The organism is Methylobacterium sp. Leaf85, assembly GCF_001422125.1.
Classification (GTDB): domain Bacteria; phylum Pseudomonadota; class Alphaproteobacteria; order Rhizobiales; family Beijerinckiaceae; genus Methylobacterium; species Methylobacterium bullatum.
The window spans coordinates 256,583-280,758 of the sequence record NZ_LMME01000001.1 but is presented as its reverse complement, the minus strand read 5'-3'; the positions used below and the strand labels follow the sequence as shown (position 1 = coordinate 280,758).

The window sequence follows — 24,176 nt, the reverse complement described above, 5'->3', positions numbered from 1 at the left end:
CTACCTCGAAACCGTATTGGGCGTTCTGGTGGTTTGGACGGTGGTCGTCTTGGTCGCCGACGCGGTGGTCGTCGGCTTGGTGGTCGTGGTGCGCGTGGTGATCGAACCGGTCGTCCTTGGCTCGTCGGAGGACTTCGCCGCCGACTTCTCCTTGGGCGTCGCGGTGGCGGCCAGCAGGCGGCCGATCTCGTCGCCGCGGTCGGGACGCATCGGCAGGTCGGAGAGGCGTCCGAGATGGTTCACGCCGATGGGCTCCAGGGCGAGATGCCGCTCCACCGCCGCCTGCAGGCGGTCGGGGCGGGTCAGCAGCTGCCACTCGGCCCGCAGCACCGCGATGGCCTGCCGCTCCTTGTGGAGCTGGCTCTTGGCCTTCGAGACCTGACCGGCCTGGTACAGCGTGTCGTACTTGATCGAGTAGGCGTAGATCGCCGATCCGATCAGGCCGAGGATGGCGAGGACGTTCAGCAGACGGATCACCGACGCACTCCACCGCTCTTCGAGACGAGGTGACCGCGCTGGGCGGGAAGGGCCGCCAGCGCTTCGATGGCGGCCAGCGGCGGCGCGACGGGCGCCATGGTGCGCTCGGCGGCCCGGAGCTTGGCCGAGCGCGAGCGCGGATTGGCATGGATCTCGGAATCCGACGCCGTTACCGGCCCCTTCGTCACCATGGTGAAGCTGCGCGGGGTCGGCGCATCGGCGCTCGGCAGGTGACGGGAGGCCTGGGCCGCCCGGCCGCTGCGCGCGGAGAAGAACTGCTTGACGATGCGGTCCTCCAGCGAATGGAAGGTGACCACGGCGAGGCGCCCGCCGGGCCGGAGGATCCGCTCGGCGGCATGAAGCGCCTGGACGAGTTCGCCGAGTTCGTCGTTCACGGCGATGCGCAGCCCCTGGAAGGTCCGCGTCGCCGGATGGATGCCGCTGGCGGGATCCGCCCAAACCACGCTCGACACGACCTCGGCCAGCGCCGCCGTGGTCTCGATCGGGCCTTTCCGCCGCGCCTCGATGATGGCGCGGGCCACCGCCCGCGAGCGGCGCTCCTCGCCGTAATGGTAGATGATGTCGGCCAGCGTCGCCTCCTCGGCGCCGTTGACGAGGTCGGCGGCGCTCTGGCCGGCGCGCTCCATGCGCATGTCGAGGGGGCCGTCGTTGCGGAACGAGAAGCCGCGGTCGGCCTGGTCGATCTGCATCGAGGAGACGCCGATATCGAGGACGACGGCGTCGGCCGTCTCGGCCCCCTGGTCGCGGACGAGGGCGTCGAGCGTGCCGAACCGGCCCGGCACCAGGGTCAGGCGCCCTTCGGAGGCGGCCACGAGGGCCGCGCCGCCGGCGATGGCGTTGGGATCGCGGTCGATGGCCAGCACGCGAACGCCCGGATCGGCCTGAAGCATCGCGCGGGTGTAACCGCCCGCACCGAAGGTGCCGTCGACGGCCAGGGACGCGCCGGTCAGCCCGAGCGAGGCCACCACCTCCGCGAGCAGCACGGGAATGTGGGGCGGGGTCGCCGCCGGGCCGTCGGGGGCGCCGTCATGAAGGACCGTCATGCCGCAAACCGGCCGATGGCGACGTGCGAGACGGACCGGGGCGAAGCGCGCCGAAGCGGAACGGGTCGAGGACGCCGGACGGCGACGGAAGAAAGGATGTGACGCATGCGTCCCTGCGGCGGGCATCGACCGCTCCGAGGCGGCCGGAAGAGACGGAACGGCAAAGGAAGACGGGACGTCGCGGACGCGGCCCGCACTTCGCCCCAGACGAGCGCCCTGCGCGTCCGCCGTTCCCAAAATCGCCGCTGACGAAGTGATTCCGGGTAACATGAGCCTCTGAGCACCGTCAACGCGCGGACCCGCATGGGCTCCGTCGAGACCGATCAGACCTCAGCAAGGTTAACCGACGGTAAGTTTTGTCGGTTTTATGCAGCCTATTCGATGCGTGGAACGACGCTCGCAGGGTGCCGGCGGGAAGCGGATCAGCCGGCCTTTAAGCCGGGTTCTGTAGGGCCCGGGAGCGAACTCCCGGACGTGGCGGCCATTCCTCTGGGACGATCGTTACCGAACGCCTCGAGCAACCAACCCGGGCGACGAGCCTGGAGAGAGGGCTTGCCCCGTCCTGTCGGACCGAGCGTGTCGCCCCTATTCGGTTTTGCTCCCGGTGGGGTTTGCCGTGCCGTCCGCGTTGCCGCGTCCGCGGTGCGCTCTTACCGCACCCTTTCACCCTTACCCTGCATGAAGCAGGGCGGTCTGCTCTCTGTGGCACTGTCCCTGGGGTCGCCCCCGCCGGACGTTATCCGGCACCGTCTCTCCATGGAGCCCGGACTTTCCTCCCCGGTTCGCACCGGAGCGGCCGCCCGGCCGACTGATCCGGCGCGGATGTGCGCCGCCATCGCGCCCGAGGTCAAGGAGCCGGATGCCCATCCGGGCGCCATGGCGGGATTTTGTTCGGCGGCTTGCTCGACGATCCAGGCGGCCCTAGCTCCCCTGGTGGGCCACGCCCGTCGCGGCGGCCCGCCAACGTGAGGAGGTGACCATGGCAACGAGCGATTCGGCCTGGACGCTCGAAAACGTATCCGAACTTCGGACGCTGGCGCGCGAGCGCGTGCCGGTCTCCATCATCAGCCTGAAGCTCAAACGGCCGATCGAAGCCGTCTCGGCCAAGCTCGCCGAACTCGGCATCACGCCGGCCAATGAATTGGGCGGCGCATAGGTTCATGATCCGGTGCGCGGGGCGCGATGACGCGCCCCGCGATTGCGCCGTCCTACCAGGAGCCGGTATTCTCCATGGAGGCCCAAGGCTCCTGCGGCGCCTTCGCCTCGCCCTTCTGCAGGATCTCGATGGAGATCCCGTCCGGCGACTTCACGAAGGCCATGTAGCCGTCGCGCGGTGGCCGATTGATGGTCACGCCCTTGTCCTGCAGGCGCGCGCAGAAGGCGTAGATGTCGTCCACCTGATAGGCGAGGTGACCGAAATTGCGCCCGCCGGAATAGGTCTCCGGATCCCAGTTGTAGGTGAGCTCCACCTGGGGCGCCTTCGTCTCCAGGGCCGTGTCGTAATCGCCGGGGGCCGCGAGGAAGACGAGGGTGAAGCGGCCCTTCTCGTTCTCCACGCGGCGGGTCTCGCGCAGGCCGAACGTGTCCACGTAGAAGGCGAGCGCCTTGTCGAGATCCGCCACGCGGACCATCGTGTGCAGGTATTCCATGGGCTGGGTCGTCTCCGGTTGATGCCGCCTATGTGGCCCGGCTATGCCGGACGTCAACGCCGCGATGCCCCCGACGCTCCCGCCCCCTCACGCCCCGAGGGTGGAAGCCCGGCGGACCGGCGACACGGAGCCGTTCTCAATCCTCGCTCCCGATCAGGACCGACCGCATGCGTACCGAAAGCCCGACCCTGATCCGTCTCGAAGATTACCGACCGAGCGACCACCTCATCGACACGGTGGAACTCGACGTCCGGCTCCATCCCCGCGAGACCAGGATCGTCGCGACCCTGGCCCTGCGCCCGAACCCGGACGGACGCTCCGACGCGCCCCTGGTGCTGGACGGTGACGATCTCACGCTGACGCGGCTGTCGCTCGACGGCGAAATCCTCGATCCGGCGGCCTATTCCGCCACCGCCTCGGCGCTGACGGTGCATGAACCGCCGCGACAACCCTTCACGCTGACGATCGAGACGCGGGTCGACCCGACCGCCAACACCAAGCTCATGGGCCTCTACCGGTCGAGCGGCGTCTACTGCACCCAGTGCGAGGCCGACGGCTTCCGCCGGATCACCTACTTCCTCGACCGGCCCGACGTGATGTCGGTCTATACGACCCGGATCGAGGCCGATGCCGACGAAGCACCGGTCCTTCTCGGCAACGGCAACCTGACGGAAGCCGGGCCTGCCGGGCAGGGCCGGCATTATGCGATCTGGCACGATCCGCACCCGAAGCCCGCTTATCTCTTCGCCCTCGTCGGCGGCCGCCTCGACCGGGTGTCCCGCCCGTTCACCACGATGGAGGGCCGCCCCGCTTCCCTCGCCGTCTACGTGGAGCCGGGCAAGTCGGACCGGGCCGCCTATGCCCTCGACGCCATCGCCCGCTCCATGACCTGGGACGAGGAGGCGTTCGGCCGCGCCTACGATCTCGACGTCTTCAACGTCGTGGCGGTGTCCGATTTCAACATGGGCGCCATGGAGAACAAGGGCCTCAACATCTTCAACGACAAATACGTCCTCGCCTCGCCCGACACCGCCACCGATGCCGATTACGCGGCGATCGAGCGGATCATCGCCCACGAGTATTTCCACAATTGGTCGGGCAACCGCGTCACCTGCCGCGACTGGTTCCAGCTCTGCCTGAAGGAGGGCCTCACGGTCTTCCGCGACCAGGAATTTTCGTCGGACATGCGCTCGCGCGCGGTCCATCGCATCGGCGAGGTCAGGACGCTGCGTGCCCGCCAGTTCCCGGAGGATGCCGGGCCGCTGGCCCATCCGGTCCGGCCCCGGGCTTATGCCGAGATCAACAACTTCTACACGGCCACCGTCTACGAGAAGGGCGCGGAGATCGTGCGCATGCTGCGCAGCCTGATCGGCGCCGCAGCCTTCCGCGCAGGGATGGACCGCTACTTCGCCGACAATGACGGGCGGGCCGCCACGGTGGAGGATTTCCTCGCCGCGTTCAGTGCCGAAACCGGGCGCGACCTGTCGGATTTCGCGCGGTGGTACGAGCGTCCCGGAACGCCGGTGGTGAGCGTCGAGGGGGATTACGACGCCGCGGCGCGGACCTATCGCCTGCGCTTCCGCCAGCGCTTGGCCAGCGCCGAGGACAGCCCGCCCCTCGTCATCCCCATCGCCCTCGGCCTCGTCGGCGAGGGTGGCCCCATCGCCGCCGCCTGCGAGCGCGTGGGTGAAGGTGTGTTCGTCCTCGACCGCGCCTGCGACGAGATCGTGTTCTCAGGGGTCGACGAGAGGCCGGTGCCCTCCCTGTTGCGGGGCTTCTCCGCCCCGGTCCGGATCGAGATGGCATCGAGCGATGCCGACCGCCTGAGACTGCTCGCCCGCGACACCGACGCGTTCAACCGCTGGCAGGCGGCCCAGAGCGTCGCCATGCGCCTCATCGTCGAACGGACGAGGGCCGATGCCCCGCCGGCGGAGGATGCGGGACCGGACGCGCGGGCCTTCGTCGAGGCTCTCGCCACCTTCCTCGATGCCGAAGCCCTGAGCGATCCGGCTTTCGCCGCCCTCGTCCTCGCTATGCCGAGCGAGGGCGACGTCGCCAACGAAATCGGCGGCGACGTCGATCCCGATGCGGTCCACCGCGCCCGGCGGACCCTGCGGCGCCAGATCGGGCAGGGTCTCGGACGACGACTGGACTCCCTCCACGCCGCCATGACCGACGCGACGGGCGCGGCCTTCAGCCCCGATGCGGCCTCGGCCGGGCGCAGGGCCCTGCGCAACGCCGCCCTCGACCTCATCGCCGCGGCGGACGAAGTCCGAGGCGGCGAACTCGCCGCCACTCAATTCGCCGAGGCCGCCACCATGACCGACCGGCTGGCGGCCCTCTCGACCCTGGCCGCGATCCCCGGCGAAGCGAGGGAGGCGGCCCTCCATGCCTTCGGCGTCCGTTATGCCGACGAGCCGCTGGTCCTCGACAAATGGTTCGCCCTGCAGGCGATGATCCCGGAGGATGGCACCATCTCCCGCGTCGCGGCGCTTCAGGGCCATCCGGCTTTCGCCATCACCAACCCGAACCGGGTACGCGCGCTTCTCGGGACCTTCGCCATGGCGAACCCGACCCAGTTCGCCCGACCCGACGGAGCGGGCTTCAGATTGATGGCGGACGCGATCCGGACCATCGACGGGACGAATCCACAGCTCGCCGCGCGGCTCCTCACCGCGTTCGGTTCGTGGAAAATGTTGGAATCCGGACGGCGGACTCAAGCTACGGTCACGCTTGGCGAATTCGCCTCCGCCGGGGGGCTTTCGCGCGACGTGGCCGATATCCTCGGCCGGACACTCGAGAATGGTTAACGCTTTCTAAAATAAGGTCAAATTCGAACTATCGATTCTTCGAATCTGATTGTCACACCGAGCCGAGAGTCAAGCGCTCGCCCAAGAATTTCGTGGACAAGTTGCCTGTGGAAATGCTGAATTGGATACGATTCGAAGCGTGACTCACTCCACGCCGAGGAACGACTCATCCACAGCTGCGGGGACTTGTCATGCTGGAGGCGGATTCCGCTTCCCTCTCCGCACGTGCGGATACGATTCTTGGTATTCACCGCCCTCAGACTGCGGCCCATACCCGGTTCGTCCGTGCCGAGATCTGGCTCCGCTATGCGGTGCCTGCCTTTCTGGCCACGTTTCTCGTCTGCCTCGCGGCGGGCGCGGCGCTTCAGCTGCGCGGCGAGCGCAGCGAGATCCTGCGCGATACGGTCACCGACATCGAGACCTTCACGCGTCTCGTCACCGGCGCCCTGGCGGATGTGGAGGCGACCTCCCCCGCGATCCGGTCGCGCCTGGAGACGCTCCTTCCCGCGTCCCTGATGCCGGCCGGACGCCAGATCCTCGTGACCTCGGCATCCGAGACCATCCTCGGCGCCCATCCGGCACTGACGGATCTGAGCGGGACCCTCACGGACCGCCTCGGCGAGATGCAGGCGCTCAGCACGCTGGGCGAGCGCGCCGGCGTGATGGCCCTCACCCTCGCCAATGGCGAGCAGGCCTTCGCGGCCCTGCGGACGCTTCCCAAGGGCCGCGGCCAGATCGCCGTGATCCAGCCCATCGCGCCGATCCTCGACGCCTGGGCCATGCGGATGCGGCATCAGGTGGTTCTCTACGGCGCCGCCGCCCTCGTCATCATCGGGATCGGGATCGCCTACGCGCTCCAGACCCAGCGCGCCTACGCGGTGGACAGGCTCTGCGAGCAGATCAAGCAGCGGCTCGACACGGCGCTCGGTCGTGGCCGCTGCGGATTGTGGGACTGGGATATCCCGCGCGGCCGGATCTACTGGTCGGATTCGATGTACGCCCTGCTCGGATACCGCCGGGAGCGGGAGTTCCTGTCCTTCGGGGACGTGAACGCCCTGGTCCATCCCGATGACGGCGACCTCTACGCCCTGGCTCGCCAGCTGGCTGCGAGCCAATCCACCGTCGATCACGAGTTCCGCATGCGCAGCGCCAATGGCGGCTGGATCTGGCTGCGCACCCGCGCCGAGATCGTCCCCGATCAGGTCGATGGCGGCCGTCACCTCGTCGGCATCGCCCTCGACGTCACCGAGCAGCGCCAGCTCGCCGAATCCAACGCCACCGCCGACATGCGCCTGCGCGACGCGGTGGAGGCGATCTCCGAAGCCTTCGTCCTGTGGGACACGAGCAACCGCCTCGTCCTGTGCAATTCGAAGTTCCGCCACCTCCATGCCCTGAGCCCGGACGACGCGATTCCGGGCAAGCGCTACCACGAGATCATGGGCCGGGGCGTCCTGCCGCCGGTGCGCCGCGAATTGCGCGAGATCGAGGCCTCGTCGGCCACGGCCCGCACCTTCGAGGCGGAGCTCACCGACGGTCGCTGGCTCCAGATCAGCGAGCGGCGGACCAAGGACGGCGGGTACGTCTCGGTCGGCACCGACATCACCAACCTCAAGCGCCAGCAGGAACAGCTCGTCGCCTCGGAGCGGGAGCTCATCGAGACGGTCAAGGACCTCAAGCGCTCGCGCCGGACCCTGGAACTCCAGACCCAGCAGCTCGCGGACCTCGCCGAGCGCTACCTCGACCAGAAGGCCCAGGCCGAGACGGCCAACCAGGCGAAGTCAGAGTTCCTCGCCACCATGAGCCACGAACTGCGCACGCCGCTCAACGCCATCATGGGCTTCGCGGAGTTGATGGAGAGCGGGGTCTACGGGACGCTCGGCTCACCGCGCTACACCGAGTATTGCCGCGACATCCGCTCCAGCGGCGACTACCTGCTCTCGGTCATCGACGACATCCTCAACATGTCGCGCATCGAAGCGCACCGCGTCCGCCTGGCCCTCCGGGAGGTTCCCCTCGACGACGCGGTCCAGAATGCGCTGAAGCTCGTGGCCGAGGCGGCAAAGGCGAAGTCGCTGACCATTGGCGTCGACGTCGCCACCGATCTGACCCTGCTGGCCGATGGCCGCGCCCTGCACCAGATCCTCCTGAACCTCATTCAGAACGCGGTGAAGTTCACCCCCGGAGGCGACGGGCGCATCGTCGTCAAGGCGCGCCCCTCCGGCGATCTGGTCAACATCTTCATCGAGGATAACGGGATCGGCATCCCGAAGGCGGCGCTCCGCCGCCTAGGCTCGCCCTTCCAGCAGGTGGAGACGAATCTCACGCGCACCCATAAGGGGTCCGGGCTGGGTCTCGCCATCGCCCGCTCCATGGCGGAGTTGCATGGCGGTTCGCTGCGCATCCGTTCGGAGGAGGGCCTCGGCACCATCATCATGGTGCGCATGCCAATCCCGACTGCGGAACGGCGGCGCGATCTCGTCGCCGCGAGCTCCGACGAGACGGTGGACTCCTTACGCGAAGTGTCGGGCGCGCGGCCCCGCGGCGGCGCCGGAACGGCCGGGATGCAGCCACGGGTCCTGGCACCCGTATCGGCCTGAGGGCGGCCATCCCCGCCGTACCGGCCGCTTTTTTACGGATAGGAATGGTCCGCGGGTGGAGGAACGCCCGCGCATCCCTCCGCCCTTGGGTTTTCCGGCCTCTCAGTACTCGATGATGTCCTCGAGCGCGTAGTGCTTCACCGTCTTGCGGTTGGCGATGAGCTCGTCGATGCTCGGCTCGCCCTTGATGGCGCGGGCGATGGCGAGCTTCGTCGCCTCGTAATTGGTGCGGTAGAGATCCTTCTGGTCGAGATTGGCATCCTCGGCGCAGCGCGGGTCGAGCCAGATCATGATGATCATGCACAGGTCGTCGAGCCCGTCCTTCGGCAGGATGCCCTCGATCACGCAATCGACGATGGCGTCGCCCGTGGCGGCCTGAACCACGCCGCCCAACAGGTTGACGTATTCCGCCGTGTGGATCGTCGCCTTGGTGGTCATCATGGTGGAGGGGCGCACGAGCTGGTTCAGGTCGCGCACCACGAACATGCGGGTATGGCCCTGGACCTGCCCCATCATGCCGGCGAAGGCCTGACCCACCGGGCCGCGGGTGGAGCCGATCAGCACCTCCGGCATCGCGTCGGTGTACTGGCCATCGGCGGCGAGGACGGTGGCCTCTCCGGTGCGGAACCAGATCTCGGACATGTGGGCGTTTCCTTGTTCCTGGGCGAGGGTTGCCCGGCCGGCGATCCGGCCGTTTCGCGGGCGGAGAAACACCGTTCCGCCGCCGCCCGTCAATCGCCCGCGTCCGAGAGAGTTTCGCAGGCCGCGCTTCCCCTCTGGCCCTGCGCGCCGCAATCGGTCATTCCATGCGCGGTTTCCGGCATCGTAGCATCGGCATCGTCCGATGCCGCGAGCCGAACGGGAGTGGGGCACATGAAGGGGCAGCAGGAACGGGACTGGAGTCTCGCCGTCGCCGCATTGCCGGACGGTGTGCGGCTCGAACTCGGCCTCGCGGATCTGTCCGGGACGCCCTTCACCGCCATTCTCGCCCTCGACCGGCGGGAGGCGCGCGACCTCGCCCGTGCCCTGCTCGCGGCCTCGGGCGATGCCGCGGAGCGGACTTTTCCGCGTCCGCCCTCAGCCAACGGGGACTGACGGGCGGACCGGGCTCTTCAGCCGCGACCGGGGAGCCTGGGCACCTTGAGGCCGCGCTCTTCCGGCGTCGGCTTGCAGATGTAGGAGAACTCAGTCTGCAGGTCGGAGAAGATCGCTTCCCCGGTGATCTTGCAATTCTCGCGGGCCGTCTCGTCGAGGAAGGCCCGCGCCGCCTCGCGCAACCGCTTGGCGCGGGTCTCCGCCGGGCCGCCCTGCCCGTCGTAGCGCTCGTCGATGCCGCAGCCCGTGATCTCGCGCAAACCGTCGGAGACGACGAGCATCTTGCTCACGCGGCGTTGGTCGTAGACGGAATACGGGTCCTTGCAGCCGATGGTCACCACCTGGACGCCCACGGTGGCGTAGTTCTTCGACAGGTAGGAGAAACCGGTGCAGCCCGAGACTCCGAGAGCGAGAGTGACCGCGACGGCCAGGATTCCGGTGGTCCGGTTCAACGTGGTCGCGCTCCGCTCAAGCCATCGATCAAGGGATCGCATTGAAGCGCGGGCGGTCCGACGGTCAAGCCTCGCCAGGACACACCCGCGCTCCATTCCACCGAATCGCGTGCCTTACTCCGCCGCCGCCGCGAGGTAGCGGGCCGGGTCGTAGTTGAGGATCGGCCCGAGCCAGCGCTCCACCTCCCGGAGGTCCATACCCTTGCGGAGCGCATAATCCTCCACCTGATCGCGCTCGACCTTGGCGACGCCGAAGTAATGCGCGTCCGGGTGGGCGATGTAGAGCCCCGAGACCGACGAGCCCGGCCACATGGCATAGCTCTCGGTGAGCTTCACGCCGATGCGCGACTCGGCCTTGAGCAGGTCGAACAGGGTGACCTTCTCGGTGTGGTCGGGCTGGGAGGGATAGCCCGGCGCCGGGCGGATGCCGGCATAGTCCTCGCGCACGAGATCGTCGGGAGCGAAGGTCTCGTCGGGGGCATAGCCCCAGAACTCCTTGCGGACCCGCTCGTGCATGCGCTCGGCCAGCGCCTCGGCAATGCGGTCGGCGAGCGCCTTGACCAGGATCGAGCGGTAATCGTCGTTGGCCCGCTCGAACCGCTCCGCGATCCGCACCTCTTCCAGCCCCGCCGTGACCACGAAGCCGCCGACGTAATCGCCGATGCCCGTCTCCGTCGGTGCCACGAAGTCGGACAGGCAGGTATTGGCGCGCCCGTCGCGCTTCGACAGCTGCTGGCGCAGGCCGTGGAAGGTCGCGAGTTTTTCGGAGCGGCTCTCGCCGGTATAGAGCGCGATGTCGTCGCCCACCGAATTTGCCGGCCAGAAGCCGATGATCGCCTTCGGGTTGAACCAGCGCTCGTCGACGATCTGCTTCAGCATCTCCTGCGCGTCGTCGAACAGGGCCTTTGCCGCCGGACCCTGGTTCGGGTCCTCGAAGATCGCCGGGTAGCGGCCCTTGAACTCGTAGGTCTGGAGGAACGGCGTCCAGTCGATATACGGCACGAGGTCGGCGACCTCGTAGGAGGAGTAGACCCGCACGCCGGTGAAGCTGGGCTTCGTCGGACGGTAGCCTGACCAGTCGATCTTGAACGGATTGGCGCGGGCTTTGGCCAGCGGCAGGCGCTGCTTGTCGAGTTCCGAACGCGCATGGGCGTCGGCGACCTTCTTGTACTCGGCCCGCACCTTCTCGATGGTCGAATCCCGCGTCTCCTTGGAGAGCAGGCTCGAGACCACACCGACGGCGCGGCTGGCATCGGTGACGTAGACCGTCTGGCCGCGTGCATAGGACGGATGGATCTTCACGGCGGTGTGGACGCGGCTGGTCGTGGCGCCACCGATGAGCAGGGGAACCGAAAACCCCTCACGCTCCATCTCGGCGGCCACATGCACCATCTCGTCCAGCGAGGGCGTGATCAGGCCGGAGAGGCCGACGATGTCGACATTTTCCTTGCGCGCCACGTCGAGGATCTTGGCCGCCGGCACCATCACGCCCAGATCGATGATCTCGTAATTGTTGCAGGCGAGCACGACGCCGACGATGTTCTTGCCGATGTCGTGGACATCGCCCTTCACCGTCGCCATCAGGATCTTGCCGGCGGCCTGGCGCTTGCCGTCGCCGCCATTGGCGAGTTTTTCCGCCTCCATGAAGGGTTCGAGATAGGCCACGGCCTGCTTCATCACGCGGGCGGACTTCACCACCTGCGGCAGGAACATCTTGCCCGAGCCGAACAGGTCGCCGACCACGTTCATGCCGGCCATCAGGGGGCCCTCGATGACGTGGAGCGGACGTTCGACGCCGAGGCGCGCCTCCTCGGTGTCGACGAGGATGTACTCGGTGATCCCGTTGACCAGGGCGTGCTCGATGCGCTTCTCCACCGGAGCCTCGCGCCAGGACAGATCGGCCGTCTTGGCCTGCACGCCGCCACCCGACTTGAAGCGCGCGGCCGCATCGAGCAGCCGGTCGGTGGAATCCTCGCGCCGGTTGAGGACGACGTCCTCGCACAGCTCGCGCAACTCGGCCGGAAGCTCGGCGTAGATCGCGAGCTGGCCGGCATTCACGATGCCCATATCCATGCCGACCTGGATCGCATGGTACAGGAACACCGCATGCATCGCCTCGCGCACGGGCTCGTTGCCCCGGAAGGCGAAGCTGAGATTCGAGATGCCGCCCGAGATATGGGCATGGGGCAGAGTCTCGCGGATGGTCTTGGTCGCCTCGATGAAGGCGACGCCGTAGCCGTTATGCTCCTCGATGCCGGTGGCGACGGCAAAGACGTTGGGATCGAAGATGATGTCTTCCGGCGGGAAGCCGACCTCCTCGGTCAGAACCTTATAGGCCTTGGTGCAGATCTCGACCTTGCGCTCGTAAGAGTCGGCCTGGCCTTGCTCGTCGAAGGCCATCACCACCACGGCAGCGCCGTAGGAGCGGCAGACCTTGGCATCGGCGATGAACTTCTCGACGCCCTCCTTCATGGAGATCGAGTTCACGATGGCCTTGCCCTGGACGCATTTGAGCCCGGCCTCGATGACGTGGAATTTCGAGGAATCGATCATCACCGGCACGCGGGCGATGTCCGGCTCGGCGGCGACGAGGTTGAGGAACTCGACCATCGCCTTCTCGGAATCGAGCAGGCCCTCGTCCATGTTGATGTCGATGATGCTGGCGCCCGCCGCCACCTGATCGCGGGCCACGTCGAGAGCGGCCGCGTAGTCGCCGGCGGTGACGAGCTTGCGGAATTTGGCCGAGCCGGTGACGTTGGTGCGCTCGCCCACATTCACGAAGGGAATCTCCTTCGTCAGCGTGAAGGGCTCGAGGCCCGACAGGCGCATCAGGCGGGGCACCTCCGGGATCGCGCGGGGCTTCACGCCCTCCACGGCCTGCGCGATGGCGCGGATATGGTCCGGCGTGGTGCCGCAGCAGCCGCCGACCATGTTGACGAGGCCGGAGGTGGCGAACTCGCCCACCAGCCTGCCCATGGCTTCGGGGCTCTCGTCATAAAGGCCGAACTCGTTGGGGAGACCCGCATTCGGATAGGCGCAGACCAGGGTGTCGGCGATGCGCGAGAGTTCGGAGATGTGAGCGCGCATCTCCTTGGCGCCGAGCGCGCAGTTCAGCCCGATGGTGAGCGGGCTGGCATGGCGCAGCGCGTTCCAGAACGCTTCCGGGGTCTGGCCCGAGAGGGTACGACCGGAGAGATCGGTGATGGTGCCCGAGATCATGATCGGCAGGGTGGTGCCGGTCTCCTCGAACACCGCCCAGGCCGCCGCCACCGCCGCCTTGGCGTTGAGCGTGTCGAAGATGGTTTCGATGAGGATCAGCTCGGCGCCGCCATCGATCAGGCCGCGCACCTGTTCCATGTAGGCGGTCTTGACCTGATCGAAGGTCACCGCCCGGTAGCCCGGATTGTTCACGTCCGGCGAGATCGACAGGGTACGGTTCGTCGGGCCGATGGCGCCGGCGACGAAGCGGCGGCGCCCATCCTGCTTCTCGGCCAAAGCGGCGGCCTCGCGGGCGAGCCGCGCGCCTTGCGCATTCAGCTCGTGGACGATCGATTCCATGCCGTAATCGGCCTGGGCGATGGTGGTGCCCGAGAAGGTGTTGGTCTCGCAGACGTCGGCCCCGGCCAGGAAGTAGTCGAGGTGGATCTGCCGGATCGCGTCGGGCTGCGTCAGGATCAGGAGGTCGTTGTTGCCCTTCTGGTCGTGTCCGTGATCGAGGAAGCGCCCCCCGCGAAAATCCGCCTCGCCGTAGCCGAGGCGCTGGATCACGGTACCCATCGCCCCGTCGAGGACGAGGATTTTTTCCGCTGCCCGCTGGCGCAGGGCGGTTTCGATCTCTTTTCCGTCAACGGGGCGGAGGTCTGTCATGGGGTCTCTCAAGTTCCGTCGCAGATGATCCCCCTCCCCCTTGTGGGGAGGGGTCAGGGGTGGGGGTGGCCGCGAAGATGCCGCGCCGTATCCGACGCCACCCCCACCTCCAGCTCCTCCCCACAAGGGGGAGGAGAGGCCCCCGTCCCAGGGTCGTTCAGGCCGCCTTCGCCGCCGCCACCTTCGGCGCCTGCGCGCGCAGGCCGAGGAGATGGCAGATCGCATAGACGAGGTCGGAGCGGTTCATCGAGTAGAAATGGAAGTCGTTGACGCCTTCGTCCACCAGATCGAGCACCTGCTCGGCCGCGACCGCCGCCGCGATCAGGCGGCGGGTATCGACATCGTTGTCCAGCCCCTCGAACCGGGCGGCCAGCCAATACGGCACCGAGGCGCCGGTGCGGCGGGCGAAATTGGCGGATTGCTTGAAGTTCTGCACCGGCAGGATGCCGGGGATGATCGGGATCTCGATCCCGGCCGCGCGGACCTTGTCGACGTAGCGGAGATAGACGTCGTTCTCGAAGAAGAACTGCGTGATCGCCTGGTCGGCGCCCGCATCGACCTTGGCCTTCAGGGCGTCGATATCGGCGTCGAGGGTAGCCGCCTCGGGGTGCTTCTCCGGATAGGCCGAGACCGAGACCTTGAAGTCGCCGATCCGCTTGATGCCGGCCACGAGATCGCTGGTCCTGGCATAGCCGCCGGGATGCGGCCGATAGGCGGTGCCGACACCGTCCTGCGGGTCACCGCGCAGGGCCACGATGTGGCGTACCCCGGCATCCCAATAGGATTGCACGACCTCGTCGATCTCCTCGCGGGTGGCGTCCACGCAGGTGAGATGGGCGGCGGGCTTGAGGCTCGTCTCCTTGATCATCCGCGCCACGGTGTTGTGGGTGCGCTCGCGGGTGGAGCCGCCGGCCCCATAGGTCACCGAGACGAATTTCGGCTGGAGCGGGGCGAGCCGCTCGATCGACGACCACAGGACCTTCTCCATCTCGTCGGTCTTCGGCGGGAAGAACTCGATGGAGACCTGGATCGGACGGTAGCCGTCGCGGCTGGCGCGGTGATGGGAAGCGGTGGGCATCGGGTCGTCCTCAAGATCTTTCGGTTCAGACGTGTGTATTCGAGACGGATTTCGGCATCGGCCGGTCAGGCCACCGCGCGCTCCGCCTCGGAAGCGAGGGTCGGCTCCGCCGCCGAGGCGGCGAGCCAGAGGGTCACGGTGAGCTGGTGCCCGCTCTCGTCGGCCGGGGCGAGATGCCGTGTCGCCACCATGCCGAGCCCGGCATCGGCGAGCCAGCCCGTCACCTGCTCGGCGGCGAAGCCGAGGCGGCGATGGGCCTGCTCCTCGCGCAGGAATTCGAGATCGTGCGGCGCGAAATCCACCACGAGAAGCCGGCCTCCGGGCGCCACGAGCCGTGCCGCCTCGCGGAGCGCACGAGCGGGATCGTCGAGATAATGCAGCACCTGATGCACCACCACGAGGTCGAAGCTGCCCCGGCCGAAGGGCGGCGCATGGATGTCGCCCTGGCGCAGGTCCACGCCGGACAGCCCGGCCCGCTCCAGATTGGCGCGGGCGACGGAGAGCATGGCGTGGCTCGAATCGAGCCCCGTGGCGCGGGAGGCCCTGGGAGCGAGGAGCCCGAGCATCCGCCCCGTGCCGGTACCGAGATCGATCAGGCTCCGCACCGGCCGCGATCCGAGGGCGTCGATCACCGCCGCCTCCACCATCGCCTCCGGCACGTGGAGCGAGCGGAGCTGGTCCCATTTCGGGGCGAGGCGGGCGAAGAAGCTCTGCGCGGCATCCGCGCGCTGGGCCCGCACGCCCTCCAACCGGGCCCGATCCTCGGACAAAGGCGGGCTCGACCGGTCGAGACCCCCGACGAGGGGCTCCACCAGACCCGTCCTCGCCTCGATCAGCCGAAAGAACGCCCAGGCCCCCTCGCGATGCCGCTCCACCAGCCCGGCCTCGACGAGAAGCTTGAGATGGCGAGAGATGCGCGGCTGCGACTGGCCGAGGATGTCGGTGAGATCGGAGACCGACAATTCCCCCTGCATCAGCAAAGCGAGGATGCGCAGGCGCGTCTCTTCGGCCGTGGCGCGCAGCACACCGAGGGCATCGGAGAAAGGAAGGACGACCGTCGCCTTGGCACTCTCTTGAGACATAAAGATATCTTTATGTTCGATCCGGACGCATGGCAAGGGGAAACGGCGGCTGGCCGGAGTCCTGAGAGAAACAGGCGTGGGCGACGATGCCGGGAGGGGAGCGTTCCGGGCGATCTGCCGATATGGTCGGCTCAACACGTCCCTTGTCGATTCCGGAACAACAGAAACGCCACCGCGTGACCCAGCCGAATTCCCGTCCCCCGATCCGTTTCCGTGGCCGCTCCTTCATGGCCCTGGTGCTGGCCCCCTCGGCACCGGTGCATGACTGGCTCGAAGACCTCGACGCGCTGTCCCGGCGCTCCCCCGCTTTCTTCGTGGGGCGCCCGGTGATCCTCGACGTGTCCGGCCTCGGGCTCGACCGCGCGGACCTCACCGCCCTGGTCTCCGAGCTCAAGGCCCGCGACGTCACCGTGATGGGAATCGAGGGAGCCAAATCCGGCAGCCTCGGCGAGGGGCTGCCCCCCGCCCCGGCCGGCGGACGGCCGGTGGACGAGGTCGCCACGCCGGACGCGCCCGCGCCCACGCACGCGGAGCCGCCGCGCGCCGCCCGTTCGCTGATCCTCGACCAGCCGGTCCGGTCGGGTCAGACGATCCTGCATCTCGAAGGCGACATCACCATCATGGGATCGGTGGCCTCCGGGGCGGAAGTGATCGCCGGCGGCTCCATCCATATCTATGGAGCGCTGCGGGGGCGGGCCATCGCGGGCGCCTCCGGCAATCCCGATGCCCGCATCACCTGCCGCAAGTTCGAGCCGGAACTGCTCGCCATCGACGGTCTCTACCGGACGGCCGACGATCTCGGGCCGGCCCGCCGGGGCCAACCGGCGCAGATCCGCCTGGACGGGGATGCGATCAAGGTCGCCGCGCTGGAGTAGCGCCGACACAGGAACCCGGGATCGCAGGATTATAGGGTCACAGGATCACAGAAAGCCGGCTCGTTAACCAAGCGGTAACCATAAGGACCGTCAATGGTTCGGTAAGGAATCGCGAGAGCCCGTGACACACGCCCCTCCATCCCGCCGATCCGTGACGCTACGAGGCCGTGCCTTCAAGGCACTCGTCCTGGCTCCGGAAGCTCCGCTTCCCGATTGGTTCGCCGATCTGGACGCCTCGCTGAAGCGGTCGCCGACCCTGTTCGACGGCCGCCCCCTCATCCTCGACATCGCGGCGCTCGGGTCGGACCCGGACGTGCTCGGCAAGGTCCTGGCCGATCTCGGTGCCCGCCGCATCCGCATCCTCGGCATCGAGGGCGCGGCGGCGACCCTGGCGGGAACGACGATGCTCGACGGTCTCGCCCTGCCCCCGCTCCTCGTGAACGGACGGCCCACCCTCGGCATCGAGATTCCGAAGGATGCCGAGCCGGAAACCACGTCTCTCATGATCGAGGGCTCGGTCCGGTCCGGCCAGTCGATCACGCATCCCACCGGTGACGTCACCGTCATGGGTTCGGTGGCCTCCGGCGCCGAGATCCTCGCCGGTGGCTCGATCCACGTCTACGGGGCGCTTCGCGGCCGGGCCATCGCCGGTGCCGCCCGCAACCCCCGCGCCCGCATCTACTGCCGCAAGTTCGAGCCCGAACTGCTCGGGATCGATCGCCTCGTCCGCACGGCCGAGGACATGGGCACGACCCTGCGCGGGAAACCCGTGCAGATCTGGCTCGATAGCGGCTCCATCAAAATGGCAACCTTGGATTAAGGAGACACACGCATGGCCAAGGTTCTGGTCGTTACATCTGGCAAGGGCGGCGTCGGCAAGACGACCACCACAGCGGCTCTCGGCGCGGCACTCGCGCAGGCCGGACAGAGCGTCGCCGTCGTCGATTTCGACGTCGGCCTGCGTAACCTCGACCTCGTGATGGGCGCCGAGCGGCGCGTGGTCTACGACCTCATCAACGTGGTCAACGGCGATGCCAAGCTCAACCAGGCGCTGATCCGCGACAAGCGGCTCGAGAACCTGTCGCTGCTGCCCGCCTCGCAGACCCGCGACAAGGACGCCCTCACCGACGAGGGCGTCGCCAAGGTGATGGAAGAGCTGCGCGAGAAGTTCGACTGGGTGATCTGCGATTCCCCGGCCGGAATCGAGCGCGGAGCCACCCTGGCCATGCGCCACGCCGACCTCGCCGTCGTCGTCACGAACCCGGAAGTCTCCTCGGTGCGCGATTCCGACCGGATCATCGGTCTCCTGGATTCCAAGACGCTGAAGGCCGAGCGCGGCGAGGTGATGGAGAAACACCTCATCCTCACCCGCTACGACCCCGCCCGCGCCGACCGCGGCGACATGCTGAAGGTCGACGACGTGCTCGAGATCCTCTCGATCCCGCTGCTCGCCATCATCCCCGAGAGCCTGGAAGTGCTGCGCGCCTCCAATGTCGGCTGCCCGGTGACGATGAACAACCCGCTCAGCGCCCCGGCCCGGGCCTATATCGACGCCGTCCGCCGCCTGAAGGGCGATACCGTGCCGATGACCGTGCCGTCCGACAAGAAGTCTCTCCTCAACAAGCTGTTCACCCGGAGGGCGGCATGAGCCTGCGCAACCTCTTCAGCAAACGCGCCTCGGCCCCCACGGCCCGCGACCGTCTCCAGCTGATCCTGGCCCATGAACGGGCCGGGGCCGGCGGCTCCGACCTGGTGATGCTCCTGCGGGAGGAGATCCTCGCCGTCATCGCCAAACACGTCACGGTGGAGCGGGACAAGGTCCAGATCCGCCTGGAGCGGGGCCAGGACATGTCGACCCTCGGGGTCGACATCGAACTCCCGGTCACGGCGCCGGCCAAGGCCGCCCCGGCGGCGGCCAAGCCGTCCAAGGCCAAGCGCGCCGCCGCGTGACGGTCCGCCGTCAGCCGATGAACAGGCCGGCGATCGTCGCACTCGTCAGGTTCGACAAGGTACCAGCCAGGATCGCGCGCATTCCATAGCGTGCGATCTCGGACCTCCTCTCGGGGACGAGGCTCGCCAGACTCGCGAGCTGGATCGCGATGGAAGCCAGATTGGCGAAGCCGCACAGGGCGAAGCACAGGATGGCCGTCGTCCGGGCATCGAGCGTGCCGGCCTTGAGCACCGGCGAGAGCTGGGCATAGGCCAGGAACTCGTTGAAGGCGATCTTCTGCCCGATGGCACCGCCGACCAGACCGGCCTCGCTCCAGGGCACGCCCATGAGCCAGGCCAGCGGCGCGAAGGCGAGCCCGAGCACGCCCTCGATGCTGAGGGACGGATAGCCGACGAGTCCGCCGCCCCATCCGGCGATGCCGTTGAGAAGGGCGATGAGCCCGGTGAAGGCGATCAGCATGGCGCCCACCGACACCGCGATGACGAGGCCCTTCTGCGTGCCGTCGGCCGCCGCCTCGATGAGGTTCACCGCCCGCGTCTCGGCGAATTCCACCCGCATCGTCGTCACCCGCGTCGGCTCCGTCGAGGGCATCAGGATCTTGGCGTAGAGAAGCCCGCCGGGAATCGCCATGACGCCGGCGGCCAGCAGATATTCCATCGGCACGCCCAACGCGGCGTAGCCGGCCAGGATCGATCCGGCGGTGGACGCGGCCCCGCTCGACATCACGGCGAACAATTCGGCCCCGGTCAGCAGGATCAGGAACGGCCGCAGGGCCACCGCGATCTCGCTCTGGCCGATGACGATGGTGATGACGGCCGAGAAGGTCTCGATGGGCGAGGTGCCGAGCACCCGCTGAAGCCCGGCCCCGATGAGGCGGGCCAGCGTCTGCATCACCTTCAGATGATACAGGATCGCGATCAGCGCCGAGACGTAGAGGATCTGCGGCAGCACCCGCAGGGCCAGGATGAAGCCGCTGCCGCCGAAGAGCTCGAACATGCGCGGCTCGACGAGGCCGCCGAACAGGAACAGGACCCCACGGTCGCCATAGGCCAGAACCGTCTGGACCAGCGTCGCCGCCGCATTGAGGGCCTGCCGCCCCACGGGCACGAACAGCACGACGGCGCCAATCGCGATCTGCAGGGCGAGGGCCGAGACGACGGTCCGGGGCCGGATCGCCCGGCGATTGGTCGAGAACAAGATCGCGACGGCGAGGAGCAGCGCCAGGCTCGCGCCGGCATGGAGCAATCGCTCGGTCATCGTGTCCCCTCTCTCCACCCGAGAGGAGCAAGGGCGATGCCGGGACGGGCGCGGGTCATGTGGGGGTTCATCCGGAACGGGAGGACGTCCGGCGTGTTGACCGTCAAGCTGCGCCGTAATGCGGCGCATAACCGGTTTGAAGGGATACAGCCATGAGCCTCATCGGACGCCTCGTCACCAAGCTTCTCGGCAACGAGAACCGCCCCGTCGTCCGCGACGACCGCAACTACGATTCGAGCAACCCGATCGGCCGCCTCGTGACGAAGATCCTGCGGAAGTAAGCTCGGCCAGCATCCCCTCTCCCCAGCATGCGGGGAGAGGGGCTACGAAGTTCACATGGTTCGAGGGCTGCGCAGCTCTCCTCCCCCTTGTGGGGAGGAGTTGGAGGTGGGGGTGGTTGGGCGACCCTCACGCTACGGAGGCAGGCGCAGCCCCCCCCCACTCCTGACCTCTCCCCACAAGGGGGAGAGGGACGTGGTTCTGCCCGATAGAGCAGATCGACGAATTCAGTCGGCGCGGTGGAAACGAGTGACCGCGGGTTCGTTCGGGCGAGAAGGCAGTATGCGCCGCCGCCACGGCAACACGAAAAAGCCTCTCCCTCACGCCGCCTTGCGCTTGTTCTTCTTCTCCCGGCCCTGCCCCGGCGCGGTCTTACCGGTCTTCGACCGGTCGAGGACGAAGCGGGCGTAATCGTCCATGTCGCCGGCGAAGGGCTTCACCGTGCGGTCGGCGGCGAGCCAGAGGCGGTCGGCCACCAGTTCCATCAGCGAACGGTCGTGGGTGATGAGGATGACGGCGCCGCCGTAATCGTTCAGCGCGTCGAGCAAGGCCCGGCGGCTGTCGATGTCGAGGTGGTTCGTCGGCTCGTCGAGGATGAGCAGGTGGGGCGCCTGCATCGCCACGAGGTTGAGCAGGAGCCGGGCGCGTTCGCCGCCCGAGAGCGCGTCCACCGTGGTCTCCTGCTTGTCGAAGGCGAGGCCGAAGCTGGCGAGCTTGGCGCGACGGCCCGATTCGCTGTCGTCCGGCCGCTCGCGGCGGATGATGTCGAGGGGCGTGTCCTTCGGGTCGAGGGCCTCGATCTGGTGCTGGTGGAACCAGCCGACCTGCACCCGGCCCTCGCGTACCATGCGCCCGTCCCGCACCTTCAGGGCGCCGGCCGCCATCTTGGCGAAGGTCGACTTGCCGGCGCCGTTCACGCCGAGAAGGCCGATCCGGTCATCGACGTCGAGGGTCAGGTTGAGGTCGCGCAGCACCGGCTCGTCATTGCCATAGCCGATGGTGGCATCGGTGAGATGCATCAGCGGCGGCGCCAGCGGGCGCTTGGGCGAAGGCAGGTGGAACGGGGCCACATGCTCCTCGATGGTGGTGGAGATGGGCTCCATCTTGGCGAGGCGCTTCATGCGTGACTGGGCCTGCGCCGCCTTGGAGGCCGAGGCCTTGAACCGGTCGACGAAGCTCTGCAGATGGGCGCGCTCGGCGTCCTGCTTCATCTTGGTCGAGGCCTGCAGCCGCGCCTTCTCGGCCCTGCGCTTCTCGAAATCGTCGTAGCCGCCGGTATAGAGTTCGAGCTTGCCGTTGGCGACGTGAAGGATCGCGTCCACCGAGTTGTTCAGAAGCTCGCGGTCGTGGCTGATGATCAGCGCCGAATGCGGATAGCGCTTCAGCCGCGCCTCGAGCCACAGGGCACCCTCCAGATCGAGGTAGTTGGTGGGCTCGTCGAGGAGCAGCATGTCCGGCTCGGCGAAGAGCGCGGCGGCCAAAGCCACACGCATGCGCCAGCCTCCGGAGAATTCCGACATCGGCCGGGTCAGGTCCTCCACCGAGAAGCCGAGGCCGGCGAGAATTTCGCCCGCCCGCGCGGGAGCCCGGTCGGCGTCGATCTCGATCAGCCGGCCGTAGATCTCGCCCATGCGCTCGGGCTCGGCGGTCTCGAGTTCGAGGTTCAGCGCCTCGCGCTCGATATCCGCCGCCAGGATGGTGTCGATGAGGGTGACGGGGGTCGCCGGGTGCTCCTGATCGACAGAGGCGACGCGGGCATTCTTCGGCAGGAGGATCTCGCCGCTGTCGGGCTGGAACTCGCCGAGGATGATCTTGAACAGGGTCGACTTGCCGACACCGTTGCGGCCGACGAGCCCGACCTTCGATCCGGGCGGGACGGCCACGCTCGCGCGGTCGAAGAAGCGCCGGCCCCAGGCACTGAAAGTGAGGTCTTCGATCTGGATCATGGGTCAGCGGCCAAACGCAGGGGAGATGCGGGCCGATGGCCACACGGGAGGATGACCCTCCTCCTATCGCAGTGCAGCAACGAGCGCGAGGGCGGGCGGCGCAGGGCACCACCCCACCGGGGGATGGTGCCGGCCTCTCAGTTCCGCGCGACCCCGGCGGCGATCGCCTTCACCAGGGGAGCCGTGGGCACGCTCTTGCGCCAGAAGGTTCCGGCCCGGCCGGTCTCACGCCCGCTCTCGTAGAGCTGGCGCATGTAGGCGGTGTCGAAGCCTTTCGCCGTCGTGGTGTTGGGCGCGGACTCGTCGATATAGGTCAGGTTGAAGCCCATGCCGTTGCCGCGCGTGAAGGCGTAGGTGGCGGCCAACGTCGCGCGGCTGCGCGCCCGGCTCGCGGTGGTGAACGAGCGCTCGACGATGGACAGGGTGTTGTTCTGCGCCACGTCGAATTCCGGCTCCAGCCGCCCGTTGATGATGACGTAGATATCGGCCTTGCCCGCCGTGCGCAGGCGGCCGTCCCGCAGCAGGAACGATTGCGGGAGGGTGAAGACCGGCGTCACCACCGACCCGTCCACATGCATCTCCTGGAACGCCCTGCCCTCCGCCTGCACGTCGAGGAGCTGGGGCGGGAACACCGCCGGGATGCTGGCGGAGGCCGTGAGCACATCCGTGAACAGCGCGACGGCGTTGGGCCCGCCATTGGTGGCGATGGCGCCCATGTTCCAGATGACCGCGCGCTGGGAATCGAGGTTCGTCGTCACCACGAGGAGGCGGCGGCCCTTGGCGTGCTGCTCGGCGATGGCGGCGAGGAGATCGGACGTGACGTAGCGGCGCACGAGGTCGCGGAGACGTCCGTCCCCGAACAGGCCCGATCCGAACACGATGTTGGTCACGCTCGGCGATTGCACCAGGGTCGAGGCGACGCCGCTGGTGTAGATGTCGGTGAGGGTCGAATCGTAGGCCGACCCGAGGAAGGCGAAGGGCGCGATCAGGGCGCCGGTGCTGACGCCGGAGACGAGGGCGAATTCGGGCCGCTTGCCGGATTCCGACCAGCCGTTGAGGATGCCGGCGCCGTAGGCTCCGTCACCGCCGCCGCCCGACAGGGCGAGATAGGCGAAGGCGCGCTTCGAGCGTTCCGGCCGTGCGACCATTTCCGTGAAGGTGCTCTCGGACGCGTCGGCATAGGCGCGCACGCTGAGATCCATGCCGGCCGGAACCGCCGCCGAGGCCTGGTCCGCGGTGTAGGCCACGCGGGGGATGGAGCCGCAGGCGGCCAGCTGCGCGGCCACGGCGAGCGCGGCCGCGCCCTTGACCCATCCGAACCGGCGAGATGTCGACATGGCGGCGTGATCCTGGCGTTCGACCTGCATCGCCACCGGGGGATGGAGCGTCAAGCCGAGCGATAACGAGCTTGGCCATTCTACCGTTCCGGGCAATGACCGGCAATCATCGCCGGCCGAAGCCGCACCGATCGGCCTGATACGTGATGGATCAGCAACGGTTCTACGGGCGTGCTCCGACACACGTTCCGTAAAACGATCTCGAACGACTGGAACACGGCGGCACACCAAAGCTTGTCGAATGGATGAGCCTCCCTATGTCGTTGATATCAACTCACAACGACATCGCCGCCTATCACTCGTACGCCATGGCTCACCGTCATGGCGAAGCGATACGGATCTTCGCGACGGTGTGGTGCC

General features: G+C 67.9%; 20 protein-coding genes and 1 other RNA gene. 9 read left to right on the top strand and 12 right to left on the bottom strand.

The features are described from left to right. From ftsL to rnpB, 3 genes are all read right to left on the bottom strand, one after another. The gene (gene ftsL, locus ASF08_RS01285) at positions 1-477 is read right to left on the bottom strand and encodes a cell division protein FtsL (RefSeq protein ID WP_018045180.1); all 477 of its coding nucleotides are present in this window, start codon (positions 475-477) and stop codon (positions 1-3) included. Beyond that, entirely contained in the window at positions 474-1,541 is a 1,068-nt protein-coding gene (gene rsmH, locus ASF08_RS01280) for a 16S rRNA (cytosine(1402)-N(4))-methyltransferase RsmH (RefSeq protein ID WP_056140246.1), read from the bottom strand. Before rsmH ends, ftsL begins: the two co-directional genes overlap by 4 nt. A 418-nt stretch (positions 1,542-1,959) precedes the next feature. After that, positions 1,960-2,353: RNase P RNA component class A (gene rnpB / locus ASF08_RS02505), an RNA gene on the bottom strand. Between the two features lie 167 nt (positions 2,354-2,520). Between rnpB and ASF08_RS25230 the strand changes: the two genes are divergently transcribed. Then, positions 2,521-2,697, top strand: coding sequence for a hypothetical protein (locus tag ASF08_RS25230; RefSeq protein ID WP_018045182.1), 177 nt, complete (start codon positions 2,521-2,523; stop codon positions 2,695-2,697). A gap of 52 nt (positions 2,698-2,749) precedes the next feature. Here the strand turns inward: ASF08_RS25230 and ASF08_RS01275 are convergent, their stop codons facing one another. After that, complete coding sequence (locus tag ASF08_RS01275) at positions 2,750-3,190, bottom strand: VOC family protein (RefSeq protein WP_018045183.1); 441 nt, start codon at positions 3,188-3,190, stop codon at positions 2,750-2,752. A 167-nt stretch (positions 3,191-3,357) separates the two neighbouring features. Here ASF08_RS01275 and pepN point away from each other — a divergent pair, with 167 nt between their 5' ends. Further along, entirely contained in the window at positions 3,358-6,000 is a 2,643-nt protein-coding gene (gene pepN, locus ASF08_RS01270) for an aminopeptidase N (protein ID WP_056140243.1), read from the top strand. Positions 6,001-6,191: 191 nt separating this feature from the next. Continuing rightward, positions 6,192-8,597, top strand: coding sequence for a PAS domain-containing sensor histidine kinase (locus tag ASF08_RS01265; RefSeq protein ID WP_056140240.1), 2,406 nt, complete (start codon positions 6,192-6,194; stop codon positions 8,595-8,597). A gap of 102 nt (positions 8,598-8,699) precedes the next feature. On the opposite strand, the gene fae is transcribed toward ASF08_RS01265, so the two are convergent. Beyond that, positions 8,700-9,239, bottom strand: coding sequence for a formaldehyde-activating enzyme (gene fae / locus ASF08_RS01260; protein WP_056140822.1), 540 nt, complete (start codon positions 9,237-9,239; stop codon positions 8,700-8,702). Positions 9,240-9,470: 231 nt separating this feature from the next. On the opposite strand from fae, the gene ASF08_RS01255 reads away from it, so the two are divergent. After that, positions 9,471-9,692, top strand: a complete 222-nt coding sequence (locus ASF08_RS01255) for a hypothetical protein (RefSeq protein ID WP_056140236.1) — start codon at positions 9,471-9,473, stop codon at positions 9,690-9,692. Between the two features lie 17 nt (positions 9,693-9,709). On the opposite strand, the gene ASF08_RS01250 is transcribed toward ASF08_RS01255, so the two are convergent. The 4 genes from ASF08_RS01250 to ASF08_RS01235 form a co-directional block, all read right to left on the bottom strand. Further along, positions 9,710-10,144: a hypothetical protein gene (locus ASF08_RS01250; protein WP_056140233.1), complete on the bottom strand. Its 435-nt coding sequence runs from the start codon at positions 10,142-10,144 to the stop codon at positions 9,710-9,712. Between the two features lie 114 nt (positions 10,145-10,258). Next, a complete protein-coding gene (gene metH, locus ASF08_RS01245; protein ID WP_056140229.1) occupies positions 10,259-14,011 on the bottom strand; it encodes a methionine synthase in 3,753 nt (1,250 codons plus the stop codon). Between the two features lie 157 nt (positions 14,012-14,168). Continuing rightward, on the bottom strand, positions 14,169-15,089 hold the full coding sequence (metF, locus tag ASF08_RS01240) for a methylenetetrahydrofolate reductase [NAD(P)H] (RefSeq protein ID WP_056140226.1): 921 nt from the start codon (positions 15,087-15,089) through the stop codon (positions 14,169-14,171). Positions 15,090-15,154: 65 nt separating this feature from the next. Further along, positions 15,155-16,171: an ArsR/SmtB family transcription factor gene (locus tag ASF08_RS01235; protein WP_056140223.1), complete on the bottom strand. Its 1,017-nt coding sequence runs from the start codon at positions 16,169-16,171 to the stop codon at positions 15,155-15,157. Positions 16,172-16,347: 176 nt separating this feature from the next. Here ASF08_RS01235 and minC (ASF08_RS01230) point away from each other — a divergent pair, with 176 nt between their 5' ends. The 4 genes from minC (ASF08_RS01230) (at position 16,348) to minE (ending at position 18,996) form a co-directional block, all read left to right on the top strand. Beyond that, entirely contained in the window at positions 16,348-17,046 is a 699-nt protein-coding gene (gene minC, locus ASF08_RS01230; RefSeq protein WP_274534474.1) for a septum site-determining protein MinC, read from the top strand. Positions 17,047-17,167: 121 nt separating this feature from the next. Then, complete coding sequence (gene minC / locus ASF08_RS01225; RefSeq protein ID WP_051074338.1) at positions 17,168-17,866, top strand: septum site-determining protein MinC; 699 nt, start codon at positions 17,168-17,170, stop codon at positions 17,864-17,866. Between the two features lie 12 nt (positions 17,867-17,878). Continuing rightward, a complete protein-coding gene (minD, locus tag ASF08_RS01220) occupies positions 17,879-18,694 on the top strand; it encodes a septum site-determining protein MinD (RefSeq protein ID WP_018045194.1) in 816 nt (271 codons plus the stop codon). Beyond that, positions 18,691-18,996 (top strand): cell division topological specificity factor MinE, encoded by a 306-nt coding sequence (gene minE, locus ASF08_RS01215; protein ID WP_018045195.1) that lies wholly within the window; start codon positions 18,691-18,693, stop codon positions 18,994-18,996. The genes minD and minE overlap by 4 nt, the downstream gene beginning before the upstream one ends. Before the next feature lie 10 nt (positions 18,997-19,006). Here the strand turns inward: minE and ASF08_RS01210 are convergent, their stop codons facing one another. Continuing rightward, the gene (locus ASF08_RS01210) at positions 19,007-20,254 is read right to left on the bottom strand and encodes a NupC/NupG family nucleoside CNT transporter (protein ID WP_056140222.1); all 1,248 of its coding nucleotides are present in this window, start codon (positions 20,252-20,254) and stop codon (positions 19,007-19,009) included. Positions 20,255-20,406: 152 nt separating this feature from the next. On the opposite strand from ASF08_RS01210, the gene ASF08_RS01205 reads away from it, so the two are divergent. Beyond that, entirely contained in the window at positions 20,407-20,535 is a 129-nt protein-coding gene (locus ASF08_RS01205) for a hypothetical protein (RefSeq protein WP_056140220.1), read from the top strand. Positions 20,536-20,853: 318 nt separating this feature from the next. On the opposite strand, the gene ASF08_RS01200 is transcribed toward ASF08_RS01205, so the two are convergent. Beyond that, positions 20,854-22,479 (bottom strand): ABC-F family ATP-binding cassette domain-containing protein, encoded by a 1,626-nt coding sequence (locus tag ASF08_RS01200; RefSeq protein WP_018045198.1) that lies wholly within the window; start codon positions 22,477-22,479, stop codon positions 20,854-20,856. Between the two features lie 137 nt (positions 22,480-22,616). Then, a complete protein-coding gene (locus tag ASF08_RS01195; RefSeq protein WP_200931810.1) occupies positions 22,617-23,816 on the bottom strand; it encodes a patatin-like phospholipase family protein in 1,200 nt (399 codons plus the stop codon). Positions 23,817-24,176 lie beyond the last annotated feature (360 nt).

Excerpts from the sequence above, each read along its gene's own strand:
- rsmH (WP_056140246.1), bottom strand. The coding sequence starts at position 1,541 with ATGACGGTCCTTCATGACGGCGCCCCCGACGGCCCGGCGGCGACCCCG.
- ASF08_RS25230 (WP_018045182.1), top strand. The coding sequence starts at position 2,521 with ATGGCAACGAGCGATTCGGCCTGGACGCTCGAAAACGTATCCGAACTT.
- ASF08_RS01275 (WP_018045183.1), bottom strand. The coding sequence starts at position 3,190 with ATGGAATACCTGCACACGATGGTCCGCGTGGCGGATCTCGACAAGGCG.
- pepN (WP_056140243.1), top strand. The coding sequence starts at position 3,358 with ATGCGTACCGAAAGCCCGACCCTGATCCGTCTCGAAGATTACCGACCG.
- ASF08_RS01265 (WP_056140240.1), top strand. The coding sequence starts at position 6,192 with ATGCTGGAGGCGGATTCCGCTTCCCTCTCCGCACGTGCGGATACGATT.
- fae (WP_056140822.1), bottom strand. The coding sequence starts at position 9,239 with ATGTCCGAGATCTGGTTCCGCACCGGAGAGGCCACCGTCCTCGCCGCC.
- ASF08_RS01255 (WP_056140236.1), top strand. The coding sequence starts at position 9,471 with ATGAAGGGGCAGCAGGAACGGGACTGGAGTCTCGCCGTCGCCGCATTG.
- metH (WP_056140229.1), bottom strand. The coding sequence starts at position 14,011 with ATGACAGACCTCCGCCCCGTTGACGGAAAAGAGATCGAAACCGCCCTG.
- metF (WP_056140226.1), bottom strand. The coding sequence starts at position 15,089 with ATGCCCACCGCTTCCCATCACCGCGCCAGCCGCGACGGCTACCGTCCG.
- ASF08_RS01235 (WP_056140223.1), bottom strand. The coding sequence starts at position 16,171 with ATGTCTCAAGAGAGTGCCAAGGCGACGGTCGTCCTTCCTTTCTCCGAT.
- minD (WP_018045194.1), top strand. The coding sequence starts at position 17,879 with ATGGCCAAGGTTCTGGTCGTTACATCTGGCAAGGGCGGCGTCGGCAAG.
- minE (WP_018045195.1), top strand. The coding sequence starts at position 18,691 with ATGAGCCTGCGCAACCTCTTCAGCAAACGCGCCTCGGCCCCCACGGCC.
- ASF08_RS01210 (WP_056140222.1), bottom strand. The coding sequence starts at position 20,254 with ATGACCGAGCGATTGCTCCATGCCGGCGCGAGCCTGGCGCTGCTCCTC.
- ASF08_RS01205 (WP_056140220.1), top strand. The coding sequence starts at position 20,407 with ATGAGCCTCATCGGACGCCTCGTCACCAAGCTTCTCGGCAACGAGAAC.
- ASF08_RS01200 (WP_018045198.1), bottom strand. The coding sequence starts at position 22,479 with ATGATCCAGATCGAAGACCTCACTTTCAGTGCCTGGGGCCGGCGCTTC.
- ASF08_RS01195 (WP_200931810.1), bottom strand. The coding sequence starts at position 23,816 with ATGTCGACATCTCGCCGGTTCGGATGGGTCAAGGGCGCGGCCGCGCTC.